Raw genomic sequence first — 25268 nt, forward strand, 5'->3', positions numbered from 1 at the left:
CTGAGCAGGGTTAGCCGGCCCCTAAGGCGAGGCAGAAATGCGTAGTCGATGGGAACCACGTTAATATTCGTGGGCCTGGTGGTAGTGACGGATTGCTCAACTTGTTCAGACTTATTGGATTGTCTGGGCAGGGACGCGGTTCCAGGAAATAGCTCCACCGTATAGACCGTACCCGAAACCGACACAGGTGGTCAGGTAGAGTATACCAAGGCGCTTGAGAGAACTATGTTGAAGGAACTCGGCAAATTGCACGCGTAACTTCGGAAGAAGCGTGACCCCATGCTACGCAAGTATTGTGGGGTGGCACAGACCAGGGGGTAGCGACTGTTTATCAAAAACACAGGGCTCTGCGAAGTCGCAAGACGACGTATAGGGTCTGACGCCTGCCCGGTGCTGGAAGGTTAAGAGGAGAGGTGCAAGCTTTGAATCGAAGCCCCAGTAAACGGCGGCCGTAACTATAACGGTCCTAAGGTAGCGAAATTCCTTGTCGGGTAAGTTCCGACCTGCACGAATGGCGTAACGACTTCCCCGCTGTCTCCAACATAGACTCAGTGAAATTGAATTCCCCGTGAAGATGCGGGGTTCCTGCGGTCAGACGGAAAGACCCCGTGCACCTTTACTATAGCTTTACACTGGCATTCGTGTCGGCATGTGTAGGATAGGTGGTAGGCTTTGAAGCGGGGACGCCAGTTTCCGTGGAGCCATCCTTGAAATACCACCCTTATCGTCATGGATGTCTAACCGCGGTCCGTTATCCGGATCCGGGACAGTGTATGGTGGGTAGTTTGACTGGGGCGGTCGCCTCCGAAAGAGTAACGGAGGCGCGCGATGGTGGGCTCAGACCGGTCGGAAATCGGTCGTCGAGTGCAATGGCATAAGCCCGCCTGACTGCGAGACTGACAAGTCGAGCAGAGACGAAAGTCGGTCATAGTGATCCGGTGGTCCCGCGTGGAAGGGCCATCGCTCAACGGATAAAAGGTACGCCGGGGATAACAGGCTGATGACCCCCAAGAGTCCATATCGACGGGGTTGTTTGGCACCTCGATGTCGGCTCATCGCATCCTGGGGCTGGAGCAGGTCCCAAGGGTTTGGCTGTTCGCCAATTAAAGCGGTACGTGAGCTGGGTTCAGAACGTCGTGAGACAGTTCGGTCCCTATCTGCCGTGGGTGTAGGAATATTGACAGGATCTGTCCCTAGTACGAGAGGACCGGGATGGACATATCTCTGGTGGACCTGTTGTCCTGCCAAGGGCATAGCAGGGTAGCTACATATGGAATGGATAACCGCTGAAGGCATCTAAGCGGGAAACCAACCTGAAAACGAGTATTCCCTATCAGAGCCGTGGAAGACGACCACGTTGATAGGCCGGGTGTGGAAGCGCAGCAATGTGTGAAGCTTACCGGTACTAATAGCTCGATTGGCTTGATCGTTCTCATTGATCAATGCTCATGTCCGACACTTCAGTGTCGGGAGATGACGCCAAGACGTGTTCCCCCGGCGAAGGCAAAGCCTTCGTCCGGTAAAAACGAGACGGAAACGTCTCACCAGCTTCTCAAATGTTGCGCTTCGCTGACCTGGTGGTCATGGCGGGGCGGCTGCACCCGTTCCCATTCCGAACACGGCCGTGAAACGCCCCAGCGCCTATGGTACTTCGTCTTAAGACGCGGGAGAGTCGGTCGCTGCCAGGTCTGCAAAACGCAACAAACAATCTTCTCATCACGACCAACGGCCCAAGCCGAAAACAAAGGGCCGCCCAACGCGGTCCTTTCTGCTTTGAAGGACACAACGCAGAGCGTATACTTCCGGGGACAACGTCCCCTTGGCGCGGGGTGGAGCAGCCCGGTAGCTCGTCAGGCTCATAACCTGAAGGCCGCAGGTTCAAATCCTGCCCCCGCAACCAAAACTTTCCGACAGAGACCAGAGCGATATCGCTGGCGCGAAGACTTCATCTTCGCTGGCGATGGTAGCTCCTCGTCCTGCGGACCATAACCTGAAGGCCGCAGGTTCAAATCCTGCCCCCGCAACCAAAACTTTCCGACAGAGACCAGAGCGATATCGCTGGCGCGAAGACTTCATCTTCGCTGGCGATGGTAGCTCCTCGTCCTGCGGACCATAACCTGAAGGCCGCAGGTTCAAATCCTGCCCCCGCAACCAAAACTTTCCGACAGAGACCAGAGCGATATCGCTGGCGCGAAGACTTCATCTTCGCTGGCGATGGTAGCTCCTCGTCCTGCGGACCATAACCTGAAGGCCGCAGGTTCAAATCCTGCCCCCGCAACCAAATTCTACAAGTGACATCATCAACAAAGCCCTCCCTCGTCGGAGGGCTTTGTTGCGTTCTACGCCCGCCACACGCACTCCTGTAAGCATTCATCCAGTGAACCATCCCGTGCACTTGGGATGGTGTGATAGATTGCGCTCGGGGTAGGAAATCGCCTCTCAAGGAGAGGCATGATGACCTGATGACCCGATTTCTGGCATTTCTAGCGGCTGGCTGATCGGGCTTTCTACCATCTTTTCGGCCTGTGCAACGCCTACAAGCCGGGGTAGTCAGGGTTTTACTGCAGCATATCAACATGGCAGAGATTATCCGCTAAACCCAGGCTGCGCGGATGGATTCAGACCCGGTAACGGCCGCTCCTGCAGCTATTGAGGGCGGCACTCACCGAGAATTCGGCACGTCAGCGTTCAAGCCGATTTTGGTAACCTCGGACTTTCGGACAGAACTCGTGCTTGGGCTATGGAAACGCCATAAGATGCTATCAGCCATAGGCTGAGCGCGACCGCACGGGGTACCGGGTGTTCACCCGACGCCCACCGGCGGCTCGTGAGTTCATCGACGCCAAAAAGCTCTGCGGCGACGCTTGCCGTCAAACCAGTGACAGCCAGCGCCGCCCTGTATTCGGACGGAGTCATTTGATGCGTTCCCGGCGCGATTTGCGCGCGTTTTATTTCGTTACGCCGCACTTTAACTTTCATTTAATTTCGTGATATCTAATGTACGACATTTATTTGTCGTTTTACGACGCGCCGCCTTTAGCTCTGGTTCGCGCGTCGAGACCTGTAAGACGCAAGAGAAACGAGCCCGGTCGCTAGACACCGATTGCCGCGCGGTTTGAAGAAGACAACCTTCCGCTTCGACATTGACAGTAAGTCATACATGGATGGCCGAAGTGTAATCGACAGGCTACTTTACACAAGTTGGATCGGAAACGAATTTTAGGGGCGTGCCATGCGCGCCGGCCCGATAGGCGACCTTTATCACTGTCACCACCACGGCGCGCCCGTCGGCCTCAACGGACGGCGATTTTTGCCATAAGGCGACCCTGCATTAGGATATTCTTAATCGTTGCGACGCAGGCTAATCGTGTCGCAGAAGTAATAGGTCGCGACAGGCAACATCGACTAGGCTGAGATTGGTCCGTCTCTTTGGAGGCGGACCTTTTGCTGTGACAAGAGGCAACCAAAAAAGCCACAAGAGCATGTCGGGCTCTGCCCGACGTTTCAAACCTATCCGCGCAGGCATAAGCCGCGCTTCCTGGCGGTCTGGGGCAAGTTTCCGCAGGAAGCCGGCGTTGCCCTATGGCGCGCTGGAAGAGATCGCTGCTCTCATAGCCTTCCTGGTCTCGCCGGCAGCCCGGTGGATGACCGGCCGGCGCTACGCACGGATGGCGGTGAGGTTAAGTCGATCTGACAAAGGTGACGGCCAGCGACATCATCCCCGATCGCGCTGCCGGGCTCCGCTCTGCAGCGGCGGAGTCCCCAAAGCCAACGATGCTTGCGACCAAATGCGCTACTTTAGAGGGCCGTAGTGCGGCGAGGCGGCCCCATCCTGGAAGCGAGATCTTGCTGCAAGTATGATTTGAGCGAAACGCGGCAGTGATCGCAAGCTGTCCAAGTCGTTGTCGTTTTCCATCCACACCAGCAATTCAGGGCTCATCTTCGGTGCAATGCGCTCGAGTGCGTCCAGCGCCGATGCGGCATCACCGCTTATTGCCCATGCACAAACAAGATTTGACTGGAGCTGAATGTTGTCGGGCTCCAGCAGGCTGGCGCGTGACGCCCATTCGCGGGCTCGCTCGCGATCACCGAGGAGCGCAAGGATACCGGCCCCATGCCCGATTGCGCCGCTATGGTCGGGTTCGGCAGTGACGATGCGCTCGATCCGCACTAGCGCACGGCGACAGGCGTCAAGCGCCGCCGGCTCGTCACCCTTGCCCTGGTAGCATTGGATCACCATCGCGGCGGCGTTGTAGTCTGCGGGCGCCAGCGCTGCAGCCCGCTCAAAATAGCGAATGGCGTCGTTGAACCGGCGCTGCATGACAAAGGTCCGCCCAGCGGCCAGATTGGCGGCATAGTCGTCCGGCTCAAGTTGCAGGGCGATCGCACATCGGCGCTCTGCCTCCTCAAATTGTCCCCTGTATAGAAACAGCAGCGCCTTTCCAGCGTGGGCGCTGGCGAGGCCGGCATCGAGTTCGAGGGCGCGGTCGATTTCCGCTTCGCCCGTCTCGGTGCCACCGATGCTGCGCCTGAGGCGATTGAGTGTTTCGCCAAGAAGTGCCCAGGCACGCGCGTTGCCAGGTTCCAAGTCGGTCACGCGGCGGCAGAGCCGGATGATCAGCGGCAAGTGCCGCTCTGATCCCGTGATGTTGTATTGCCGCGCCAGAAGAAACAGCTTGTACGCCTCGGGGTCGGTCGGTGCATAGCGCTCGAGCGCCTGGCGCTCTGCGGGCAGCAGGCGAAGCCGGAGCGCCTCAACGACAGCCTTTGCGAGGTCTGACTGCAGCGCCAGGACGTCCTTGATATCCCGGTCGAAGCGCTCGGCCCAGACGGTCGCATCGTTTGTCCCGTCGACCAACTGCGCGGAAAGGCGGATTCGTTCACCTGCCTTGCGTACGTTGCCTTCGAGCACATAGGCTACATTGAGCTGCTGCGCGATCGCTCGCGCGCTCTGGGCCTTCATGCTGAAGGACGTCGCGCGGGAGATGACCGTGAGAGACGAGAGCTTGCTCAGATCGACGATGATGTCCTCGGTGACGCCCGCGCTGAAGTAGTCCTGCTCCGGATCGCCGCTGATATTGGCGAACGGCAAGACGCAGATCCCGATCCGCTCGCGGCTGGATCTGGCCTCCGCCGGCGAGCCACCCTGGATGGCGAAGACACGGATGGGCCGCTCAATGTTCTTCAGCGACATTGGCCCGAGATCTTCAAGGGCAACGTTCAACTTTCCGCCTACGTGCTCGCGCACCGTCTCCGAGAGTATGATACCACCCGGCTCGGCGAGGGCCTGCAACCGCGCTGCGATGTTGACCCCTTCGCCATAGAGATCGCCGTCCTCGACGATCACATCTCCCAGATTGAGGCCCATGCGGAAGCGAAGGGTTGGGTCGGTTGCCGAAGCCACGCTTTGCAGCGCGATAGCGCCCGCTGTCGCATCAACGGCGCTTGCGAACTCAATCAGGGCGCCGTCGCCCATGAGTTTGACGATGCGACCATGGTGTCGTTCTAGCACAGGATCGAATGCCGCAAACGCCGCCTTGACGCGGGCAAGCGTGCCAGCCTCGTCGCGCCCCATCAGCTTGCTGTAACTGGCGATATCGATGCAGAGAACAGCAGCCAGTTTGCGCATGCAACCATTCCTGTGAGGGTGAACGCTTGCGACGAAAGCTCGGATTTGCGTCTGGCCAGTCCATCACATTCTGACATCGGAAACAAGCGAGTGAACCTGATTGTCGGCCTGGCCTAGTGCGTGATGAATCCGGCGCTCATCGGCACCTATGATAAGCGAGATCGACCGACTGCAGGTCAACCGATTGAGATCGGGCACGGAGATTTATAAACGGTCAAGTAGTAGATTTCACTAATCTACAGTGCTAGGTTCCTGTATTCCAGGGGCCGCTGGTTCGGAGGGATGCCATGTTCCGATTGGGCAAGAAGTGTCGGCACCTTGTTCATGGCGCCGGTTGCGGCTGCGCGCATCCTTTTCTCCAGCGACGATCTGGTCAGCTCATCAAGGATGGACGGATTTTCAAGAATACACCCTAGGCGACGAGGAAACGATGCTGGCAAGGAGAACGGTTCCTGCAACCCCGGTTCTGATTGCGGTGCTTCTTCTCGTTGCCATGCTCTCGATGGCAAATACCGTTCTTGCTCCGTTGACATTTGCCCTCCTGGTGATTGCTCTTCTGTGGCCTATGCAGCGGAGCATGCAGAGGATTGTTCCGCGATATGTCGCGCTCCTCGTTAGTCTGCTCGTCGTCGTGTTGGCCTTCGTGGTTTTCGCATGGATCGTGGCCTGGTCCTTCGGGCAGGTGGGGCGGTGGGTCATAGCCGACGCGTCGCGCTTCCAGCAGCATTATGAGGAAATCCGTCTGTGGCTGGAGGACCACGGCATCGTCGTTGCGGTGCTCTCGGCCGACAGCTTCTCAGCGGCTTCCATCCTGCGTGCCGTTCAGACCGTCAGCAGCCGCGTCAACAGCGCCTTCAGTTTCTGGTTGATCGCGCTGACATACGTTCTGCTTGGAATAATGGAGGTCGAGGATTTCGAGCGCAGGATTGCCGGAATGCGAAGTCAGGTCGCGAGAAAACTCCTCCTGGACGGCAGCCGCCAAACGGCGCAGAAACTTCGACGCTATATGGCTATCAGGACGGTGATGAGCATCGCAACCGGGCTGCTTGTATGGCTTTTCGCACGCGCGGTTGGTCTGCCCCTCGCCGAAGAATGGGGTGCCATAGCATTCGCCCTGAACTATATCCCGTTTATTGGACCGCTGGTAGCAACGCTGTTCCCCACCATGTTTGCCCTCATTCAGTTCGACAGCTGGCAGTCGGTACTGGCGATCTTCCTGGGACTGAATCTCATTCAATTCACCGTCGGCAGCTACATCGAGCCACGTGTCTCGGGCAACGCGCTGTCCCTTTCGCCCGTCATCGTGCTGTTTTCCGTATTCGCCTGGGGTTACCTTTGGGGAATATTCGGTGCATTCATCGGCGTCCCGATCTCGATCGCCTTGCTGACGTTTTGTCGTCATCATCCATCCAGCCAATGGGTCGTTGAGCTGTTTGGAGCCGGTGGCGAGGGCGACGCGGCACCACCACCGCCCTAGATCTGCGGCGCGATCGGGCAGCCACGACTGCCTTCAGCCTTCCGGAATTTCCCCGGGCTGACGGTTGGGAAGCCGACCGGCCGGCATTGCCAAGAGAGCGAGACCAGCCACGGATCAGCAATCCGATCTTCAACGCCAACAGCCTCTATTGCGTGTTGATATGTAGCGCCTCTGCCCTCTGCTTGGGGTGGCATTTGTGTTCCCGATTATCGTCGCAAGTCGATCATTGCTGACAAAGGTAATGCTATCGAGACTGGACCTCGATCGGCAATGTAGGGTTTTCCGCGAATTTGCGCATGACTGGCGAACTGAGGAGGCCCACCAGCAACGCCCTGCAACGGCGGTGCCGACACATAGGAATTTTGCAGTCATGAAAGGGTCTGGAAGTTCCATACACACTTCTTCCTTACATGCTGGGCAAGCCTGACAGCATTCAATCAATGTTTCTTGTCTTGGTTGTGGGACGATAGTCTCTTAGAGTAGAGTATCCTTTACAATAGGCAGGCGAACTGCCGGCAGGCGGTTGCTCGGTGTGGGCAAGCAATCCTGTCTGGGAATGTCGGGATCGTCACATGTTGATCCGGAAGATTAAACCAGGTCGCTTCGCCGATAAGATGCGGACGCACATTCCGACCCGGGACGAGTAGAGTGGTTCTGCCCTCAACGGAGCTCGACCGATGCCAAACCTGATTGACAATCACCTGTCCCTTTTGCCGACATCACCCGGCAGGGGTAGTGCGACAAGGCAGCCGCGCCTTTTCCACTACACAACGCTTCAAGGGCTTCTCGGTATTGTCAGCTCGAAAGTGATTTGGGCGACAAATATCCATTATCTGAATGATTCAGAGGAGTTCGCCTACGGCCTCGGCTATCTAAGGACAGAAGCGGAAGCCCGCGCAAAAAACGCATCCTCAGGACATCAGGCCATATTGCTTCGGGTTGCCTCTCTCGTTGATTACTTCAAGCAGGGATATGTCTACACCGCGTCCTTTGCGGAGGACGATGACCTCCTGAGCCAGTGGAGGGGCTATGGTGCCGGAGGGGGAGTATGCCTGGGGTTTGTTGTTGGTGACCTGCAAAAGATTGCGAAAAGGTCGGGTTTCCGCCTGATTAAGTGCATCTATGAGCAAAGCCAGAAAGCAGCACTCGCTAAGGAATTCATAGTACATTCTTTGACGACGATCGATGCCGCCACCACGTTGGACGACGAGCGGGTCGAGGAGTTCGCAAACCAGATCGTCACCCGCTACCAGCAACTGGCATGTGCCTTTAAGGATCCTTCCTTTCGCGAGGAGTGCGAATGGCGCATCATTTCGAAGTTTGTGCCGCTTGACCATCAGTCTGTGAAAGTCCGTGGGACGGCAACGATGCTGGTGCCGTACTTTGAGGTCGACCTCGATCTGGGTCAAGATAGCCATGGACGGACGAACATTGGGATTGATACCCTGGTCGTCGGCCCCAGCCTGCAGAAGGAGCGAATTCTCCAGGCAGCTTCGATCGCCACTAAGCACTTGACCATTGAAGCTTCAAGGCCATCCGAGATCCCATACCGATCGCTATAGGAGCGCCTTCCGGGCGGGCGCGAAGCGTGGCGACGAACTGCCGACTTAATAGCCGCCGCACAGCAGCGGATGGTTTCCTAGGAGGCTGCGCTCAAAAACACCCGCTGAACCTCCCCTTTTTATGACGGCGGCGTCAGGTGAGAAAGAGCAGGTTGAGTTCGCTGACTGGAGCGGAGCATGCGGCGGTTCTCGCTCTTCGGCATGCGCCCGTTCGCATGGCGTACATGATCTCCCCGCGGCTGACGCCGATATCGGCAAGCGCCCGGTCGTCCAATTCCAATCGCTTGGTGTCCTGTCGAATCTGGTGCCGGTGCGCCACGTACCCAAATAGCTGACGAATTGTCGTCGACACCGCCCGCACCGGAGCCGCCCTGAAAGGTAGCGGAGCATGGGATTCCAAAGACCAATTGCTCATTGTCTACCTCTTCGTTCAACGCCGACAGGCTGATACCCACATCAGGCTCGTTGAGGTTCGCGGTGTGGGAGGGCGCGGTTTCGCGATGATTTCAGTAGAGGGGAAACTGGTTACACCTGGCGCGCCGGGCAAGCAGTATCGCCGGCTGAGTCGGCCTCAGGATCGTGCGCTCTGGTATCGGGCTTGCAACAGCTGTGCCACCTTCAGTGGGAGGCGGAGGTGTGTTCTTGCCGCAGCGGACGGCCGTGAAGGCCTACCCGGCAAGGCGGCGATTGGGTGATCCATCGGACCCGTCGACGAGGGTAATGTTTCTGCCCTCCGATTTCGCCCGAAGCAGGGCAGCGTCTGCTCTTTGCAACAGAGTGGCGGCCGGCTTGCCATCTTCCGTCGACGCAATCCCGATTGACACCGTTACAGTCCCCAGCGGCCGCCCCTGATAGGTGACGGGCGCGGCCTCAACTGCGCTACGAAGCTTCTCTGCAACATCGATGGCAGACTCCCCCGTTGCCTCGGGCAGAACGATCGTGAATTCCTCGCCGCCGAAGCGGTAGACCGAACCGGACTTGCCGGCCGTGTCGGCCATGAGTGTCGCCACCTGCCGCATCACATGATCGCCGGCATCGTGTCCGAACTCGTCATTGAAGCGCTTGAAATGATCGATGTCGACCATCAAGCAGGCCGTCGGGCGATCCACGGTGTCTCGGCGTAGCCGGTTCATTTCGTCGTCCAGCGAGCGGCGGTTCAGAAGACCTGTGAGGGGATCTCTTATGGCAAGATGTGTCAGTCGGTCTCTAAGCTGCAGATTGGCGATCGCCAGTCCGATATTCTCCGCGATGATTTCGATGTAGAGCCTTGCAGTCTCCATGGCCTTGCCGCCATCCGTTCCCTCGAAATAGAGGAGGCCGACCGTATCGCCGTGGGCGGACAGCGGTATGCAGATGCAAGCATCGTCCCCCTCCTCCAGATGCTGGCAGGGCACATCGTCGCGCGAATGGTCGCTGACATGGGGTCTGCCGCGTCTCAATCCCCAGCATTCCGCCGGCGCCAGCAAGTCGTGCGACCGCTTTGGCTGAAGCCAACGGCTGGCGGAGGTCAGCGCCGACCGGCCGCCGTTCATGAGGTACAAGTGTCCGGCGAGGTGCGGAAAGATCTGGGGCGCGAAAAGCGAAACGACCTCGGCAAGTTCTTCCTGCTGCTGGCAGGCCTGAAGCCGATGCATCATGTGAAGGATGTGATCCTTCGTCTTCTGGTCACGGCGCCGCTCCGCATCCAGGCGCTCTCGTTCCAGGCCATTGTCTCGGAAGATCTGGATCGCCTCGTTCATCTCGCCGATTTCGTCGCGGCGAGTGTCAGGAAGCACCTCGACGTCGTAATCCTGTTTCGCCAGTCGATTGACGATCCCGGTCATTCGGAGCAGCGGCGTTGCCACCCGACGCTTCAAGACAAAATACAGAACGCCGATGAAGACGGCGGCGGTCAGCCCTAACATGGACTTGGCTATGGTATCCCAGAGATCGGTTCGCGCTCTTGCGCCAGTGAACTCGTCGTCGGCGCGGGTCGCGACAAGATCGATAAAATGCTGAACACTGGCGAGGAGGTCGGTCTGCAAGCGTTCGTGCTCCGGTCCAAAAAGGGTTTGCCGCGCACCGTCGCGATTGCCGTTTCCGTAGTCAGCAATCGCTTTTTCCTCGATCTGGTCCAGTGCTTCCGCATCACTTTCCAGCCGGCGTAGCGCAACGAGTTCCTGTGGCGACAGGTCGGTCGACTTCAAGCCCTTGATTGCGTGTTCGCGAGCGCGTTCCTCTTCTTCAGCGTTGCGAAATGCCTGAAGATGGCGCTCCTCTCCTCGCATCACGAACAAACGAGCGTCCTCGGTGGTCTGTTCGGCTGCTATGGCCAGCTGATCAACAAGCTCGTCGAGCTGCTGGCGGGTCTCGACCGCGGTTCGTTCGCGAACGGCGCTATGGGCGGACAAAATGAACGCCCCGCCTGAGAGAATGGTGAGCACAACCGTGACGGCGTATGCCCAGTTGGTGATCGTACTGATCCGCATCCTGTCTCGTACTCCGCGACACTTGGTTCGCCTGAGTGGGCGTCCTGCGATGCTAAACTAGAGCGATAAATGAGCACTTAATTCAGACTATCCAGCCGAAACGCAAGGCTGGCGCCAACGGAAGCGTCGCTGGCAGTCTATCACGTTGTCAATGGCAGCCGCCGCCCCTTTTGTCTATTTCCCGTGACGTCGTGCCCATTCACTCGCCGGGGTTGCCGGCGCTATTGATCCCGAGCGCCAGAAAAAGTATTCCTTTTGTCGACAACAGGATTTTAGGATGACTGATACCGACACGAATTCCACTCCCGAACGCAAGCGCGGCTCCGGCGTCAAGATGGTCTACGACCTCTTACGTGATGAGATCCTTGATTTGGTTTTGCCGCCCGGCAGCCCGATCGATGAGGTGCAACTGGCCGAGCGGTTCAAGATGTCGCGCACTCCGATCCGTGAGGCGCTGGTGCGACTGGCGGGCGAAGGGCTGATCGACACGCTGCCCAATCGTTCGACCATGGTCTCGAACATTGATTTCCTCAACATGCACACCTTCTTCGATGCCTTGGTACTAATGTATCGCGTGACCACGCGTCTGGCCGCCCAGTATCACCGCGCTGAGGATTTGCAGGTGATCCGCGCGCATCAGGCCGACTTTGCCGCCGCCGTGGCGGCGCAGGATGCTTTGGCGATGATTGCCACCAACGCCGCTTTCCATTCGGCCATCGCCGAGGCCGGACGCAACGCCTATTTTACCGGCCTCTTCAATCGCCTTCTCGATGAGGGGCGGCGCATCCTGCGGCTCTACTACCAATCCTATGAGGATCGCCTGCCGCAGCGTTTTGTTGATGAGCATGAGGACATTATCGCCGTCATCGCCGCGCGCGACAGCGAGGCCGCCGATCGCTTGGCAACGATCCATGCCGAGCAGATCGTGCAGCAAATACAGAGGCTTTTCGCACGCGGCGGAAAGCTGGATATCACCCTTTGATCGACTGCATAATTTTTGTCGACAAATAATATGCAAGTGCTATAACTGCTCTCGAAGACGCGGGGACCGGCGCCAGTGGTGGCGCGTCGATCCCTGTCCGTCCGCCAGGCAACAGGAGTTTCGCAATGAAGGCCAAGATTTTCTCCGGTGTGATTCCGGCTCTGATGACCCCCTGCAAGGAAGATCGTACCCCCGACTTCGATGCCCTCGTTCGCAAGGGCCAAGAGCTGATCGCGCAGGGCATGTCGGCCGTCGTTTACTGTGGCTCCATGGGTGACTGGCCGCTCCTGAGCGACGCGCAGCGCATGGAAGGCGTCGAGCGCCTGGTTAAGGCCGGCATCCCGGTCATCGTTGGTACCGGCGCCGTCAACAGCGCCTCTGCTGTTGCGCACGCGGCCCATGCTCAGAAGGTTGGGGCGCAGGGCCTGATGGTCATCCCACGCGTCCTGTCGCGTGGCCCGGTGATTGCGGCCCAGAAGGCGCACTTCAAGGCAATCCTTTCGGCTGCTCCGGATCTTCCGGCGGTCATCTACAACAGCCCTTACTATGGCTTCGCCACGCGCGCAGATCTGTTTTTCGCGCTGCGTGCCGAGCATCCGAACCTTGTCGGCTTCAAGGAATTCGGCGGCGCCGCTGACATGCGTTATGCCGCAGAAAACATCACCAGCCGAGATGATGGCGTTTCGTTGATGATCGGCGTCGACACGGCAGTCTTCCACGGCTTCGTAAACTGCGGTGCGACGGGTGCCATCACCGGCATCGGCAACGTCCTGCCGAAGGAAGTACTGCATCTCTGCAACCTCGCCCAAGCCGCCGCTGCCGGCAATGCCGATGCCCGCCAGCGGGCGCTGGAGCTCGAGCAAGCGCTTGCCGTTCTCTCCTCGTTCGACGAAGGTCCGGACCTCGTCCTCTTCTTCAAGCACATGATGGTGTTGAAGGGAGACAAGGAATACACACTGCACTTCAACGAAACCGACGTCCTGACGGACAGCCAGCGCGGCTATGTCGAGTCTCAGTTCAAGCTCTTCAACACCTGGTATGCTGAATGGAGCAAGCTTTCCGGTGCTGTTGAGAAATACAAGGCCTGATTTCAAAGGCTCTCAACTGAAAGGCCCTCCGTTTGCAGGGCCTTTTTGCATTTTCGGCATATGAAGCCGTGGCTCAGGCCACCGCCTCCAAGCCGAGTGCGAACAACCGAGCGAGCTGCTTGATTTCGGTGTCGGTGAGCGTGATGCCATCGGCTTCGGATTTTGCGCGCGCCACATAGCGGCGCTGCGAGGGCAGGCGGGCGCCCTGGCCGACGATCGCCTCGAACAGTGTCTCTGCCCGCGCAAATGGATTGCCTGGCCGGCCGGCGGCGAAGGCTTCGGGGGAGAAGGCGATGATCAACTCGCCGTGGAAAGGGGCAAGTGTCGTCGTGCCGAGATAGTCGAGCACCTCGGGGCTCGTCAGGTCGCCGATCATGATGCCGGCCAGCAGCTCGATCATCGTGCCGATGGCTGACCCCTTGTGTCCGCCGAAGGGGAGCATGGCGCCGGCGAGTGCGGCTTCCGGATCGGTCGTCGGATTGCCGTCGGCATCGATCGCCCAGCCCTCAGGCAACGGCTTGCCGGCCCGCCGGTGCAGCTCGATTTCCCCGCGTGCGGCGACCGAGGTTGCAAAATCGAAGACATAGGGCGGCTGGCCGACGCGCGGCCAGGCAAAGGCGAAGGGGTTGGTGCCAAGCAGCGGTTTGTTGCCGCCGGTCGGCGCAACGGTTGCATAGCTCGGGCACATGACCAGGCCGGCAAGTCCCTGTTCGGTCAGTCCTTCAGCTTCCGACCACAGCGCGGAGAAATGCGTGCAGTCGTTGATGACGAGTGCTGCAAGTCCGCAGGAACGGGCACGCTCCACGAGTGCCGGCAGGCCGAGTTCGAAGGCCGGATTGGCAAAGCCGCCCTTAGCATTGACCTTCACAATCGCCGAGCCTTCCTGCAGCAGCAGTTCCGGCACCGCATCCGGCTTCACCTTGCCCGCCTTCACGGTGCGCAGCGCACCCTCGATCCGGTAGATGCCATGCGATTTGCAGGCATCCCGTTCGCCAGCCACGATCACGCGAGCGAGTGCGCCGGCTTGGATCTCGTTGAGGCCGGCCTTGCGGAAGATCGCATCGACCCGCTCCTGCAGTGCCGGGACGGTCAGGGTGGTGTTATCGCTCATCTTGTGTCTCTCATGGATGTCCCGGCCGCCAATGGCGATCGAGTGTTGATGTTGTAAATACATAGAGTATACAAAGATCCGACGCGTGCAATTCGCCTGCGGATGGATTTTCGCGTAAAGCACTCCGGGCTCTCAAGAAAGGAATCGCAGATGGTCTTCACTCCCAATGGAAAACACCTCGTCGCTGGCGAATGGCTCGACGGAGTTGGTACTTTTGCATCCGCGCCGGCGCATGGTCCAGTGCATCAGTTCGCCGTCGGCACGGTAGACCTGGTGAATCGCGCATGTGAAGCTGCCGAAGATGCATTCTGGAGCTACGGCTACTCCACTCGCGCGCAGCGAGCGGCGTTCCTGCGTGCCATTGCTGACGAGATCGAGGCTCGCGCCGAGGCGATCACAGAGATCGGTAGCCAGGAAACCGGTCTGCCGGAAGCGCGCCTGCAGGGCGAACGGGGTCGCACGACCGGCCAGTTGCGGCTTTTCGCCGATCATATTGAGAAGGGCGAATATCTCGACCGCCGTCTCGATGCCGCGCTGCCCGACCGACAACCAGCGCCGCGGCCGGAGATCCGGCTCATCCAGCGCCCGATCGGCCCGGTTGGCGTCTTCGGCGCCTCGAACTTCCCGCTGGCTTTCTCAACTGCTGGTGGCGATACCGCGGCCGCGCTGGCGGCAGGTTGCCCTGTCGTTGTCAAGGGCCATTCGGCGCATCCAGGGACCGGTGAGATTGTCGCGCAGGCCATCGAGGCGGCCATCCGCAAGACGGGTGTCCATCCGGGGGTATTCTCGCTGATCCAGGGCGGCAGCCGCGAAGTTGGCCATGCGCTGGTGCAGCACCCACGGATCAAGGCGGTCGGCTTCACCGGCTCACTCGCCGGCGGCCGCGCACTCTTCAATCTCTGCGCCGCGCGACCGGAACCGATCCCGTTCTTTGGCGAGCTCGGTTCTGTCAACCCAATGTTTCTGCTGCCCGAAGCGTTGAAGGCGCGTGCCGAGACGCTCGGCCAGGGCTGGGCGGGGTCGCTGACGATGGGCGCCGGTCAGTTCTGCACCAACCCTGGGATCGCTGTAGTGACCGAGAGTGCCGACGCCGATCGCTTCGTAGCCGCGACGGTCGAGGCACTCGGCAAGGTGGCGCCGCAGACGATGCTGACAGATGGGATCGCGAAGGCCTATCAGGATGGGCAGGCGCGCTTTGCAACCCGCAATACCGTTAAGCCGCTGTTCGTCGGCGAAACCTCCAACCGTTCTGCCGCCCCGAACCTATTCGAGACGACGGGCGCGCAGTTCCTCGCCGATCACGCACTGGGCGAAGAGGTCTTCGGACCGCTCGGTCTCGTGGTGCGCGTGGAGACAATCGATGAGATGGAGCAGCTTGCGCGCGGCTTCGAAGGCCAGTTGACGGCCACGATCCATATGGATGCGGGGGATCTTGCTGACGCGCGCCGCCTGCGTCCCGTGCTGGAGCGCAAGGCTGGACGCGTGCTGGTTAACGGGTTCCCCACTGGGGTCGAGGTGGTCGATTCCATGGTCCATGGCGGGCCCTATCCGGCGTCGACCAACTTCGGGGCCACCAGCGTCGGCACGATGTCGATCCGGCGTTTCCTGCGTCCGGTCTCGTACCAGAACATGTCCGAAGAGCTTCTGCCGGAAGATTTTCTCGGCTGATCCCTACTGCCGATAGAAAAAGCAAGGGCGGCCACGACTTGGCCGCCCTTTTTTGTCGACATGAATATCGATAATCTTATACTTTTTGTATACTGGATGTATTTTTACATTGATTTGCGCGCGCTGACAGGGAATAGTGCGCCTCATCCGTCAATGGACAATCCAACTCTGGGAGAGAGAAAAGATGAAATCCTCGGTCCTCGCCTTCGGCCTTCTGGCCGCCGCCACCCTCCTGACCAGCCCGGCCAAGGCCGACAAGCTGGACGACATCATCGGTTCGGGCACGCTGCGTTGCGCTGTCGTGTTGGACTTCCCGCCGATGGGTTCGCGCGACGAAAACAACAATCCGATTGGCTTCGACGTGGACTACTGCAACGATCTGGCCAAGGCGCTGGGCGTCACTGCCGAAATCGTTGAGACCCCGTTCCCTGAACGTATTCCGGCGTTGATGTCGGGCCGCGTCGACGTGGGCGTTGCCTCTACGTCCGACACACTCGAACGCGCCAAGACCGTCGGCATGACGGTTCCCTACTTTGCTTTCGAGATGGCTGTTACCGCCAACGAGAAGTCGGGCGTGAAGTCCTTCGAAGACATGAAGGGCAAGGTCGTCGGCGCCACGGCCGGCACCTATGAAGCGATCGCGCTCGAGCAGCAAGTCAAGGCGTGGGGTACCGGCGAGTTCCGTCCTTACCAGACGCAGGCCGACGTATTCCTGGCGCTGAGCCAGGGTCAGCTCGATGCCACCGTTTCCACCTCGACCGTGGCGATGGCGAACGTCAAGACCGGCAAGTTCGCGGGCATCTCAGTGGTCGGCAAGGCGCCCTTCGACATCGACTACGTCGCGCTCTTCACCAACCGTGAGGAATACGGCCTCATCAACTACCTGAACCTGTTCATCAACCAGCAGGTTCGCACCGGCCGCTACGACGAACTCTACAAGAAGTGGGTCGGCGGCGAGGTACCGTCTCTCGCGGTCAATGGCGTATACCGCTGATCTGACCGTTTCTCCCGCGGCGCGAGGCGATCCCCCGCGCCGCAGCTTTACAACAAGGTGAGACGGTCATGTTCAACTACACCTTCCACTGGAACCAAGCCCTCAAAGCATTGCCGCAGATGCTTGATGGTGCGCTGGTCACCCTGCAGATTGCGCTCTTGTCCATGGTCATCGGACTGGCTTGCGCGATCGCGCTGACCTTGTTCCGGCTATCTGGCAACCGCATCCTTGGCGGCTTCACAATGGCCTGGGTCGAGATCGCCCGAAATACGCCTGCGCTGTTCCAGATTTACATGGCCCATTTTGGCCTTGGCAATTTCGGCATTCACCTCACTCCATTTACCGCGCTCTTGGTGGGCATTGCCTTCAACAACGGCGGCTACCTGGCTGAAAATTTCCGCGGCGCGCTGAAGGCGATCCCGGACACGCAGACACGGGCCGGGCGCTCGCTTGGCATGACGTCGATGCAGACCTTTCGCCTGATCGTCTTGCCACAGATGCTGCGCGTGGCCTTTCTGCCGGCGACCAACCAAATGGTCTGGGCAGTTCTAATGACCTCGCTTGGCGTGACCGTCGGCATGAACACCGATCTTGCCGGCGTGACCCAGGAACTGAATGCACGCTCCTTCCGCACCTTTGAATTCTTCGCCTTGGCTGCCGTGATCTACTACGTCATCGCCAAGGTTCTGACCCTTGCTGCCCGGGCGCTCGCCTGGCGTATGTTTCGCTACTAAGAGAGGTGAGAGATGTTCAATGCTACCCTCACCTGGGGTGATCTGGCCTTCCTGGCGCAAGGCGCGGGGATGACGCTTGCTGTCACTGCCGTTTCGGTCGCTGCCGGCACCCTCCTCGGAATCCTTTTCGGAATGATCCGCGTCGAACTCGGGCCCTACTGGTCCGCACCGCTGACCTTCGCGCTCGACGTCTTCCGCTCGGTGCCTTTGTTGATCCAGCTTGTGCTTGGCAATGCACTCCAGTCGATCATGCGGCTTGGCTGGCCTCCGTTCACGACCTCCTGTGTGGTGCTGTCGCTCTACACCGCCGCCTATTGCACGGAGATCGTGCGCGGCGGCATTTCCTCGGTGCCACCAACCACGCGTCGTGCGGCCCGCTCGCTCGGCATGACCTGGTTGCAGGATATGCGCTATATTGTTGCGCCTCTTGCCACCCGCGTTTCGCTGCCGTCCTGGATTGGTCTGACGCTCGGCGTCATGAAGGATTCCGCGCTGGTGCTCTGGCTTGGCCTTATCGAGTTGCTGCGCGCCTCGCAGATTCTCGTTACCCGGCTGCAGGAGCCGCTGTTCATCTTGATGATCTGCGGCGCCGTCTACTTCATCATCAGCTTCCCCATCGCCCGGATTGGCGGGTATCTCGAAAAACGGTGGTCCCCCAATGATTGAGATTGAAAACGTTCGCAAATCCTTTGGTCCACTGGAGGTTCTAAAAGGCATCGACCTCACCGTCCAAAAAGGCGAAGTGGTCACCGTCATCGGCGGTTCCGGTTCGGGCAAGTCGACGCTGCTCACCTGCATCAACGGGCTGGAGCCTGTCGATTCGGGGCGCGTTGTCATCGACGGCACCGAGGTTCATGCCAAGAGCACCGACCTCAACAAGCTTCGTCGCAAGGTCGGGATCGTCTTCCAGCAGTGGAATGCCTTCCCGCATCTGACCGTACTGGAAAACGTCATGCTGGCGCCCCGCAAGGTTCTCGGCCTGTCGAAGGACAAAGCCGAGGAGATTGCCGTCAAGCAGTTGACGCATGTTGGCCTCGGCGAGAAGCTGGAGGTCTATCCGAACCGCATGTCGGGCGGCCAGCAGCAGCGCATGGCGATTGCCCGTGCGCTTGCCATGTCGCCGGAATACATGCTGTTCGACGAGGTGACATCGGCGCTGGATCCCATGCTCGTTGGCGAAGTGCTGGACACACTGAAGATGCTTGCCGAAGAAGGAATGACGATGATCTGTGTCACCCACGAGATGGCCTTTGCTCGGGACGTGTCCAAGCGTGTTGCCTTCTTCCATCAGGGCATCATGGCCGAGATCGGTACGCCCGATCAGATTTTCGGCGCGCCGCAACATCCTGAAACGCAGAAGTTCCTGGCGAGCGTGCGCTGATGGCCGGACCTGATGTCATCGTGATCGGCGCGGGGGTCGTTGGGCTATCTGCGGCGATCGCAGCACAGGCAAGAGGGCTTTCGGTGGTCGTACTCGACCGAGAGGGTCCCGCTGCTGGAGCATCGGCAGGCAATGCCGGCGCCTTCGCCTTCACCGACATCTTGCCGCTTGCCTCGCCTGGCATTCTGAAGAAAGCACCGAAGTGGCTTCTCGATCCGCTCGGTCCACTGTCGGTCCCGCCTGCCTATGCCTTGCAGATCGCACCCTGGATGTTCCGGTTCTGGCGTGCCTGTGCGCCGGGCCGTGTCGCACATTCCACAGCGGCGCAAACAGCGCTGATGGATCTTTCGAAGGCAGAGCTCGAGCCGTTTCTGCAGCAGACCGGCACGGCAGCCATGCTGCGCAAGGACGGCAATCTGCAGGTCTACGAGGGCGAAGCGGAGCTGAACGCCTCGCTTCCCGGCTGGAAGGCGCGGGAAGCGCACGGCGTTGAGTTCCATCACCTCGATGCGGTCGGCATGGCTGAGATCCAGCCCGGCCTCGCGCCGCGCTTTACCCATGGCACCTTCACGCCGGGCTGGTACTCCATCGCTGATCCCAAGCTCTATACCCTTGCCTTGGCGGGCCATCTCCGCGCCATGGGCGGCACAATCGAGCGCGCGGAGGTAACGGCGTTGCATCCCGTAGAGGGAGGCGTCGATGTTGTAAGCACCGGCGGCGGTTCGCGATGCGCCGCGCGCGTGGTCCTGTCGGCAGGCGCCTTTTCCCATCAAGTGGCCCGCACCATCGGCGAGAACATTCCGCTGGAAACGGAGAGGGGCTACAACACCACGCTTCCTCCCGAGGCTTTCGACTTGCGCACCCAGGTTACCTTCGGCGGTCACGGTTTTGTCGTTACCCGGCTATCGACGGGTATCCGTATCGGCGGTGCCGTCGAGCTCGGGGGGCTCAAGCTCCCGCCGAACTTCCGTCGCTCGGAGGCGATGCTGGAGAAGGTCGGGAGTTTCCTTCCCGGCCTGAAGCCGCAAGGTGGCGTTCAGTGGATGGGCTTCCGCCCATCCTTGCCCGACAGCTTGCCCGCCATCGGTCATGCCCGCGACAGTCAGCGGGTTGTCTATGCTTTCGGTCACGGCCATCTCGGCCTGACTCAGTCGGCAGGGACCGCGCGGATCGTCGCGGATCTGCTGACAGGCAAGAAGCCCGCCATCGACATCGCGTTCTTCTCGCCGCAAAGATTCTGACGGAGGCCAACAGCGTGCCAACCGCGATGTTGGTTCGCAACGCCCCGTTGGTGACCGTCATCTCTCCGCTCAAGGCTCGCGTGACATGAAACAATCCGCACTCGATCGCAGCATTCTCGCAGGCTCCGCCAAAGGTCCCGTCATCGCCACCAAGGAGGCGTTGAGCTTCTGGGGTGGGGTCGATCCGGCGACCGGCAGCGTGATCGACGTGCACCACCCGCTTCACGGGACCTGCCTGACAGACGGCATCCTGATGATGCCGTCGAGCCGCGGGTCCTGCACGGGTTCCGGCGTGCTCCTTGATCTTGTCCTGACAGGGCGTGCACCGGCCGCCTTGGTTTTTTCCGAGGCTGAGGATGTGCTGACGCTCGGCGCGCTCATCGCATCCGAAATGTTCGGCAAGCCGCTGCCGGTCCTGAGGCTTGGGCCGGAAGCCTTTGCGGCGCTCTCCCGCGCAAAGACGGCTGAGATCGGCGATACGGCGGTTGTGGCGGACGGGTTGGAGATTTCGATCGCTCCTCCGGCGACCGCTACGCTCGACCTCACCGACGCCGATCGCGCCATGCTTGACGGACGGCAAGGTGTCGCCGTGCAGCAGGCCATGCGCATCATCTGCGCCATGGCGGCGCAGCAAGGTGCACATGGGCTCGTGGATGTCACGCAGGGCCATATTGACGGCTGTATCTACGCCAGCCCGGCAAATCTCACCTTTGCGGAGAAGATGGCGGATATGGGGGCGCAGGTTCGCGTGCCGACGACCATGAACGCCATTTCCGTGGATCGCGCCAATTGGCAAGCGCAAGGCGTACCGTCGACCTTCGGCGACCCGGCATCGCGGCTTGCCGACGCCTATGTCCGCATGGGCTGTCGGCCGACTTTCACCTGCTCTCCCTACCTGCTCGACAGCGCGCCAAAGGCAGGCGAATCCATTGCATGGGCGGAATCCAATGCGGTGATCTTCGCCAACACGGTCCTCGGGGCCAGGACTGCAAAGCACCCCGACTTCCTCGATCTCTGCATAGCGCTGACGGCCCGCGCGCCGCTATCCGGTGTCTATCTCGACGAGCACCGCAAGGCGCGGCTAATCGTCGATGTCGAACTGCCTGAGCACGTCGATGACGCTTTCTGGCCGCTGATCGGCTATCTCGCCGGTCGCGCAGCACCGGACCGCATTCCGCTTCTGCGCGGTCTCAGTCCCGCGCAGCCTTCGCAGGACGATCTCAAGGCCCTTTGCGCCGCTTTTGGTACCACGTCCGCAGCACCCATGTTGCATGTGGAGGGCGTCACTCCTGAGGCCGCCGACGCGGCACCCGATGGCGCCGATCGCGCCTTCATCTTGCGCGCCGACATGGCCGCGGCCTGGACGGCTCTCAATGAAGGGCCGGAGGAAGTAGAACTCGTCGCCATCGGCAGCCCTCATGCCTCCCTCAGCGAATGCCGTGCCTTGGCAGATATGCTTGCCGAGGGCATCCGACACCCGGATGTTACGGTGATCGTCACCGCCGGACGGCAGGTCATCAGCGAGGCGCGCAACGAAGGCCTACTAAGCAGATTGGAGGACGCCGGCGTACAGGTGTTGCCCGATCTCTGCTGGTGTTCGATTTCCGAGCCTGTGTTCCCGACGCGGACCCGCGCCCTGATGACGAATTCGGGCAAGTATGCCCACTACGGCCCCGGGCTTTCCGGTCGTGCCGTTCGCTTCGGCAGTCTTTCCGATTGCGTTACCGCGGCTCTGACTGGGCGTGTTCCGGCGCAGTTGCCAGATTGGCTTTCCTGAGGAGGTATCATGCGCAGTACCAAGACCATCCATGTGATTTCCGCCCATGCCGAAGGTGAGGTGGGAGATGTCATCGTTGGCGGCGTGACGCCGCCGCCCGGCGAAACGATCTGGGAGCAAAGCCGCTGGATCGCCCGTGACCAGACGCTGCGCAATTTCGTGCTGAACGAACCGCGCGGCGGCGTCTTCCGTCACGTCAACCTGCTGGTGCCCCCGAAGCATCCCGATGCCGATGCCGCCTTCATCATCATGGAGCCGGAAGACACGCCACCCATGTCCGGCTCGAATTCGATCTGCGTGTCCACGGTGTTGCTGGACAGCGGCATCCTGCCGATGCAGGAGCCGGTCACTGAAATCACTCTGGAGGCTCCCGGTGGCCTGGTTCGTGTGCGCGCCGAGTGCCGCAACGGCAAGGCCGAGCGCATCTTCGTCCAGAACCTGCCGAGCTTCGCAGAACGGCTGGATGCAAAACTGGAGGTCGAGGGACTGGGCACATTGACCGTCGATACGGCCTATGGCGGCGACAGTTTCGTTATCGTCGACGCCGCAGCCATGGGCTTCCGCCTGTCACCGGACGAGGCGCATGACATTGCGCGGCTCGGTGTACGGATTACCAACGCGGCCAATGCCGCGTTCGGATTCCATCACCCCGAGAATCCGGATTGGAAGCACTTCTCCTTCTGCCTCTTCGCCGGCCCCTTGGAGCTCACAACGGACGGCCTCCGTGCCGGCGCTGCTGTCGCGATCCAGCCCGGCAAGGTCGACCGCTCGCCCACCGGCACGGCGCTGTCAGCCCGCATGGCGGTGCTGCACGCCCGTGGGCAAATGACCTTCGAGGACAGACTGACCGCCGTTTCGCTGATCGGTTCCACTTTCACCGGCCGCATTCTCGGCACCACCGAAGTCGGCGGTCATCCGGCGATCCTGCCGGAAATCTCCGGTCGCGCCTGGATCACCGGCACGCACCAGCACATGCTTGACCCCTCCGACCCCTGGCCGGAAGGCTACCGTCTCACCGACACCTGGGGCGCCCGCTGATTGCCCAATCAGCTTTGAGCGGTGCGGATAGGATCTTCTCAAGGTTCCTTCGAGCACCTTTGCTTGTGCGCTATAAAAGCCGAACGGCCCGCTGGACAATCAGCGGGCCGTTCGGGATTTTCGTTGGAACCGGCTTAGCGGTCCATGTGGTAGCAAGCGGCGGACTGTCCTGGCCGAACCTGTTCGGTCGGCGGCATTTCCGTGCGGCAAATATCCGTGGCCTTCCAGCAGCGCGGAGAAAACACGCAGCCTGGCGGCGGATTGAGCGGCGAGGGTGGGTCGCCCTGCAGCCGGATGCGCTGCCGGTTGCGGGCGAGCTTCGGATCGGGTACCGGCGCGGCCGAAAAAAGAGCCTGCGTGTAGGGATGCGCCGGGCGGTCGAACACGGTGGCGCAATCGCCGGCCTCGACCACCTTGCCGAGATAGAGCACCAGAACGTCGTCAGAGATCAGCCGGACAACTGAAAGATCGTGGCTGATGAAGATCAGTGTCAGCCCGAACTCCTTCCGGAGCTTGCGCAAGAGCGTGATCACCTGCCCCTGGATCGACACGTCGAGCGCCGAGACGGGCTCGTCGCAGATGATCAGCTTCGGTCGCGTCACGACCGCGCGGGCGATGCCGATGCGCTGTGCCTGGCCGCCCGAGAATTCGTGCGGATAGCGGTTGATCATTTCGGGCACCAGGCCGACGGCCGCCATGATCTCCCGGACGCGCGTCTGTCGCTCCGCTTTCGTAAGCTTCGGCTCGAAGACGGTGAGGGGTTCGGAAATGATGTCGCCTACGGTCATGCGCGGGTCAAGAGAGGCGATCGGATCCTGGAAGATGATCTGCATGTCGCGGCGGGCCGCACGCATTTCCTCGTCCGATAGGTCGAGCAGATTCCGCCCCTGCCAAAGGATGCGGCCCTTCTGCGACTTGAGGAGACGTAAAATCGAACGGCCGAGCGTCGACTTGCCGCAACCGGACTCGCCGACGATGCCAAGCGTCCGGCCTTCTCTCAGGTCGAAGCTGACATTGTTGACAGCAGTCAACAGCATCGGCGGCTTGAAGAAGCTCTTCGACGGCAGCTCGAACTGGGTGGTGAGGTTCTCGACTCTCAAAAGGGATCGGTCAGCCATGGTTCAAAACCTCCTCACGGCGCGGGAAGGGATGGAAGCAGGCCGCGGAATGACGGTCCGCCAGAATCTCGAGCTTCGGCGACACGTCGATGCAATCGTTCTGGACCATGGGACAGCGCGGCGAGAAGCTACAGCCCTTTGGCAGGTGTTGCAGATTGGGTGGGCGACCGGGGATGACGGCGAGCTGGTCGACGTCCTGGTCGGGCCGCGGGATGGAGGCGTGCAGCGCCGCTGTATAGGGATGCGCCGGCACCTCGAAGAGTTCGTCGACCGGTGCTTCCTCGACAATCCGCCCGGCATACATGACGGCGACGCGGTCCGCGAGGCCCGCGACGACACCCAAATCATGGGTGATCATGACAAGCGCCGTGTTCATTTCCGCCGTCAGGTCGTTGAAGAGATCAAGGATTTGCGCCTGGATCGTCACGTCGAGCGCCGTCGTCGGCTCGTCGGCGATGAGCAGCTTCGGTTTGGTCAGCAGCGCCATGGCGATAACGATGCGCTGGCGCATGCCGCCCGAAAGCTCGTGCGGGTAGAGGTTGAAGCGTCGCGACGGGTCGGGGATGCCGACACGTTTGAGCATGTCCAGGGCCTCGGCAGAGGCTGCCCGCGCCGTAAAGCCTCGGTGGACTTCCAGCTGTTCCGTCAGTTGTCGGGAAATCCGCAGCGACGGATTGAGGGCCGTCATGGGGTCCTGGAACACCATAGCCATGTCCTTTCCGCGGACACGGTCGAGTTCGCGCGACTTCAGCGCCAACACGTCCTTTCCCTCAAGTAGTGCCTGGCCGCTGGTGCGGCCGTTCTTGGCAAGCAGACCCATAACACCGAGGAAGGTCTGACTCTTGCCGGATCCGGATTCACCGACGATCGCGACGCGCTCGCCGCGCCGGACCGAAAGGTTCATGTTGGAGACGGCCTTCACCTCGCCATCCGGCGTCGCAAAGGTGATCGAATAGTCTCTCAGTTCGAGAAGTGCATCGTTTTTTGTTTCTGGGTGCAT

Annotated in this window: 18 protein-coding genes, 1 tRNA gene, 2 rRNA genes and 1 pseudogene (1 of these 22 running past the window's edge); 16 read left to right on the forward strand and 6 right to left on the reverse strand. The window is 60.4% G+C overall.

The window, feature by feature from the left end; genetic code table 11:
- The 4 genes and pseudogenes from ACSQ9D_RS19115 to ACSQ9D_RS19130 all read left to right on the forward strand — a co-directional run.
- A 23S ribosomal RNA gene (locus ACSQ9D_RS19115) occupies nucleotides 1-1430 on the forward strand (it extends 1453 nt beyond the left edge of the window).
- A 143-nt stretch (nucleotides 1431-1573) separates the two neighbouring features.
- Nucleotides 1574-1688, forward strand: a 5S ribosomal RNA gene (gene rrf / locus ACSQ9D_RS19120).
- A 135-nt stretch (nucleotides 1689-1823) separates the two neighbouring features.
- Nucleotides 1824-1900: transfer RNA gene (locus ACSQ9D_RS19125), tRNA-Met, on the forward strand.
- A gap of 1653 nt (nucleotides 1901-3553) precedes the next feature.
- Nucleotides 3554-3694 (forward strand): annotated as a pseudogene (locus ACSQ9D_RS19130) (SDR family oxidoreductase); the annotation flags it as partial.
- A 99-nt stretch (nucleotides 3695-3793) separates the two neighbouring features.
- Here the strand turns inward: ACSQ9D_RS19130 and ACSQ9D_RS19135 are convergent.
- Entirely contained in the window at nucleotides 3794-5629 is a 1836-nt protein-coding gene (locus tag ACSQ9D_RS19135; protein ID WP_436283465.1) for an adenylate/guanylate cyclase domain-containing protein, read from the reverse strand.
- Between the two features lie 430 nt (nucleotides 5630-6059).
- Between ACSQ9D_RS19135 and ACSQ9D_RS19140 the strand changes: the two genes are divergently transcribed.
- The gene (locus ACSQ9D_RS19140; protein ID WP_436283466.1) at nucleotides 6060-7106 is read left to right on the forward strand and encodes an AI-2E family transporter; all 1047 of its coding nucleotides are present in this window, start codon (nucleotides 6060-6062) and stop codon (nucleotides 7104-7106) included.
- Between the two features lie 677 nt (nucleotides 7107-7783).
- Nucleotides 7784-8668 (forward strand): DUF2971 domain-containing protein, encoded by an 885-nt coding sequence (locus tag ACSQ9D_RS19145; RefSeq protein WP_436283467.1) that lies wholly within the window; start codon nucleotides 7784-7786, stop codon nucleotides 8666-8668.
- Nucleotides 8669-8801: 133 nt separating this feature from the next.
- On the opposite strand, the gene ACSQ9D_RS19150 is transcribed toward ACSQ9D_RS19145, so the two are convergent.
- Nucleotides 8802-9083, reverse strand: a complete 282-nt coding sequence (locus ACSQ9D_RS19150) for a DUF1127 domain-containing protein (protein WP_436283468.1) — start codon at nucleotides 9081-9083, stop codon at nucleotides 8802-8804.
- A gap of 253 nt (nucleotides 9084-9336) precedes the next feature.
- The gene (locus ACSQ9D_RS19155; protein ID WP_436283469.1) at nucleotides 9337-11136 is read right to left on the reverse strand and encodes a diguanylate cyclase; all 1800 of its coding nucleotides are present in this window, start codon (nucleotides 11134-11136) and stop codon (nucleotides 9337-9339) included.
- A gap of 277 nt (nucleotides 11137-11413) precedes the next feature.
- Here ACSQ9D_RS19155 and ACSQ9D_RS19160 point away from each other — a divergent pair, with 277 nt between their 5' ends.
- Entirely contained in the window at nucleotides 11414-12118 is a 705-nt protein-coding gene (locus ACSQ9D_RS19160) for a GntR family transcriptional regulator (protein ID WP_436283470.1), read from the forward strand.
- Between the two features lie 125 nt (nucleotides 12119-12243).
- Nucleotides 12244-13206 (forward strand): dihydrodipicolinate synthase family protein, encoded by a 963-nt coding sequence (locus tag ACSQ9D_RS19165; RefSeq protein ID WP_436283471.1) that lies wholly within the window; start codon nucleotides 12244-12246, stop codon nucleotides 13204-13206.
- A 73-nt stretch (nucleotides 13207-13279) separates the two neighbouring features.
- On the opposite strand, the gene ACSQ9D_RS19170 is transcribed toward ACSQ9D_RS19165, so the two are convergent.
- Nucleotides 13280-14317 carry an Ldh family oxidoreductase gene (locus ACSQ9D_RS19170; protein ID WP_436283472.1) on the reverse strand — a complete coding sequence of 346 codons (1038 nt, stop codon included), beginning with the start codon at nucleotides 14315-14317 and terminating at the stop codon, nucleotides 13280-13282.
- A gap of 150 nt (nucleotides 14318-14467) precedes the next feature.
- Between ACSQ9D_RS19170 and ACSQ9D_RS19175 the strand changes: the two genes are divergently transcribed.
- From ACSQ9D_RS19175 to ACSQ9D_RS19210, 8 genes are all read left to right on the forward strand, one after another.
- Nucleotides 14468-15985: an aldehyde dehydrogenase (NADP(+)) gene (locus tag ACSQ9D_RS19175; RefSeq protein ID WP_436283473.1), complete on the forward strand. Its 1518-nt coding sequence runs from the start codon at nucleotides 14468-14470 to the stop codon at nucleotides 15983-15985.
- A 184-nt stretch (nucleotides 15986-16169) separates the two neighbouring features.
- Entirely contained in the window at nucleotides 16170-16979 is an 810-nt protein-coding gene (locus ACSQ9D_RS19180) for an ABC transporter substrate-binding protein (RefSeq protein WP_436283474.1), read from the forward strand.
- Between the two features lie 68 nt (nucleotides 16980-17047).
- The gene (locus ACSQ9D_RS19185; RefSeq protein WP_436283475.1) at nucleotides 17048-17713 is read left to right on the forward strand and encodes an amino acid ABC transporter permease; all 666 of its coding nucleotides are present in this window, start codon (nucleotides 17048-17050) and stop codon (nucleotides 17711-17713) included.
- A 12-nt stretch (nucleotides 17714-17725) separates the two neighbouring features.
- Nucleotides 17726-18379: an amino acid ABC transporter permease gene (locus tag ACSQ9D_RS19190; protein ID WP_436283476.1), complete on the forward strand. Its 654-nt coding sequence runs from the start codon at nucleotides 17726-17728 to the stop codon at nucleotides 18377-18379.
- Nucleotides 18372-19094: an amino acid ABC transporter ATP-binding protein gene (locus ACSQ9D_RS19195; RefSeq protein ID WP_047522604.1), complete on the forward strand. Its 723-nt coding sequence runs from the start codon at nucleotides 18372-18374 to the stop codon at nucleotides 19092-19094. The genes ACSQ9D_RS19190 and ACSQ9D_RS19195 overlap by 8 nt, the downstream gene beginning before the upstream one ends.
- Nucleotides 19094-20335: an NAD(P)/FAD-dependent oxidoreductase gene (locus tag ACSQ9D_RS19200; protein WP_436283477.1), complete on the forward strand. Its 1242-nt coding sequence runs from the start codon at nucleotides 19094-19096 to the stop codon at nucleotides 20333-20335. The genes ACSQ9D_RS19195 and ACSQ9D_RS19200 overlap by 1 nt, the downstream gene beginning before the upstream one ends.
- 85 nt (nucleotides 20336-20420) lie before the next feature.
- A complete protein-coding gene (gene lhpI, locus ACSQ9D_RS19205) occupies nucleotides 20421-22112 on the forward strand; it encodes a cis-3-hydroxy-L-proline dehydratase (protein ID WP_436283478.1) in 1692 nt (563 codons plus the stop codon).
- Nucleotides 22113-22121: 9 nt separating this feature from the next.
- Nucleotides 22122-23150, forward strand: coding sequence for a trans-3-hydroxy-L-proline dehydratase (locus tag ACSQ9D_RS19210; RefSeq protein WP_436283479.1), 1029 nt, complete (start codon nucleotides 22122-22124; stop codon nucleotides 23148-23150).
- A 134-nt stretch (nucleotides 23151-23284) separates the two neighbouring features.
- Here the strand turns inward: ACSQ9D_RS19210 and ACSQ9D_RS19215 are convergent, their stop codons facing one another.
- Nucleotides 23285-24268 (reverse strand): ABC transporter ATP-binding protein, encoded by a 984-nt coding sequence (locus ACSQ9D_RS19215; protein ID WP_436283480.1) that lies wholly within the window; start codon nucleotides 24266-24268, stop codon nucleotides 23285-23287.
- The gene (locus ACSQ9D_RS19220) at nucleotides 24261-25268 is read right to left on the reverse strand and encodes an ABC transporter ATP-binding protein (RefSeq protein ID WP_436283481.1); all 1008 of its coding nucleotides are present in this window, start codon (nucleotides 25266-25268) and stop codon (nucleotides 24261-24263) included. Before ACSQ9D_RS19220 ends, ACSQ9D_RS19215 begins: the two co-directional genes overlap by 8 nt.

This window comes from Rhizobium sp. LjRoot258 (genome assembly GCF_964254185.1).
In the GTDB taxonomy this organism is placed as follows: domain Bacteria; phylum Pseudomonadota; class Alphaproteobacteria; order Rhizobiales; family Rhizobiaceae; genus Rhizobium.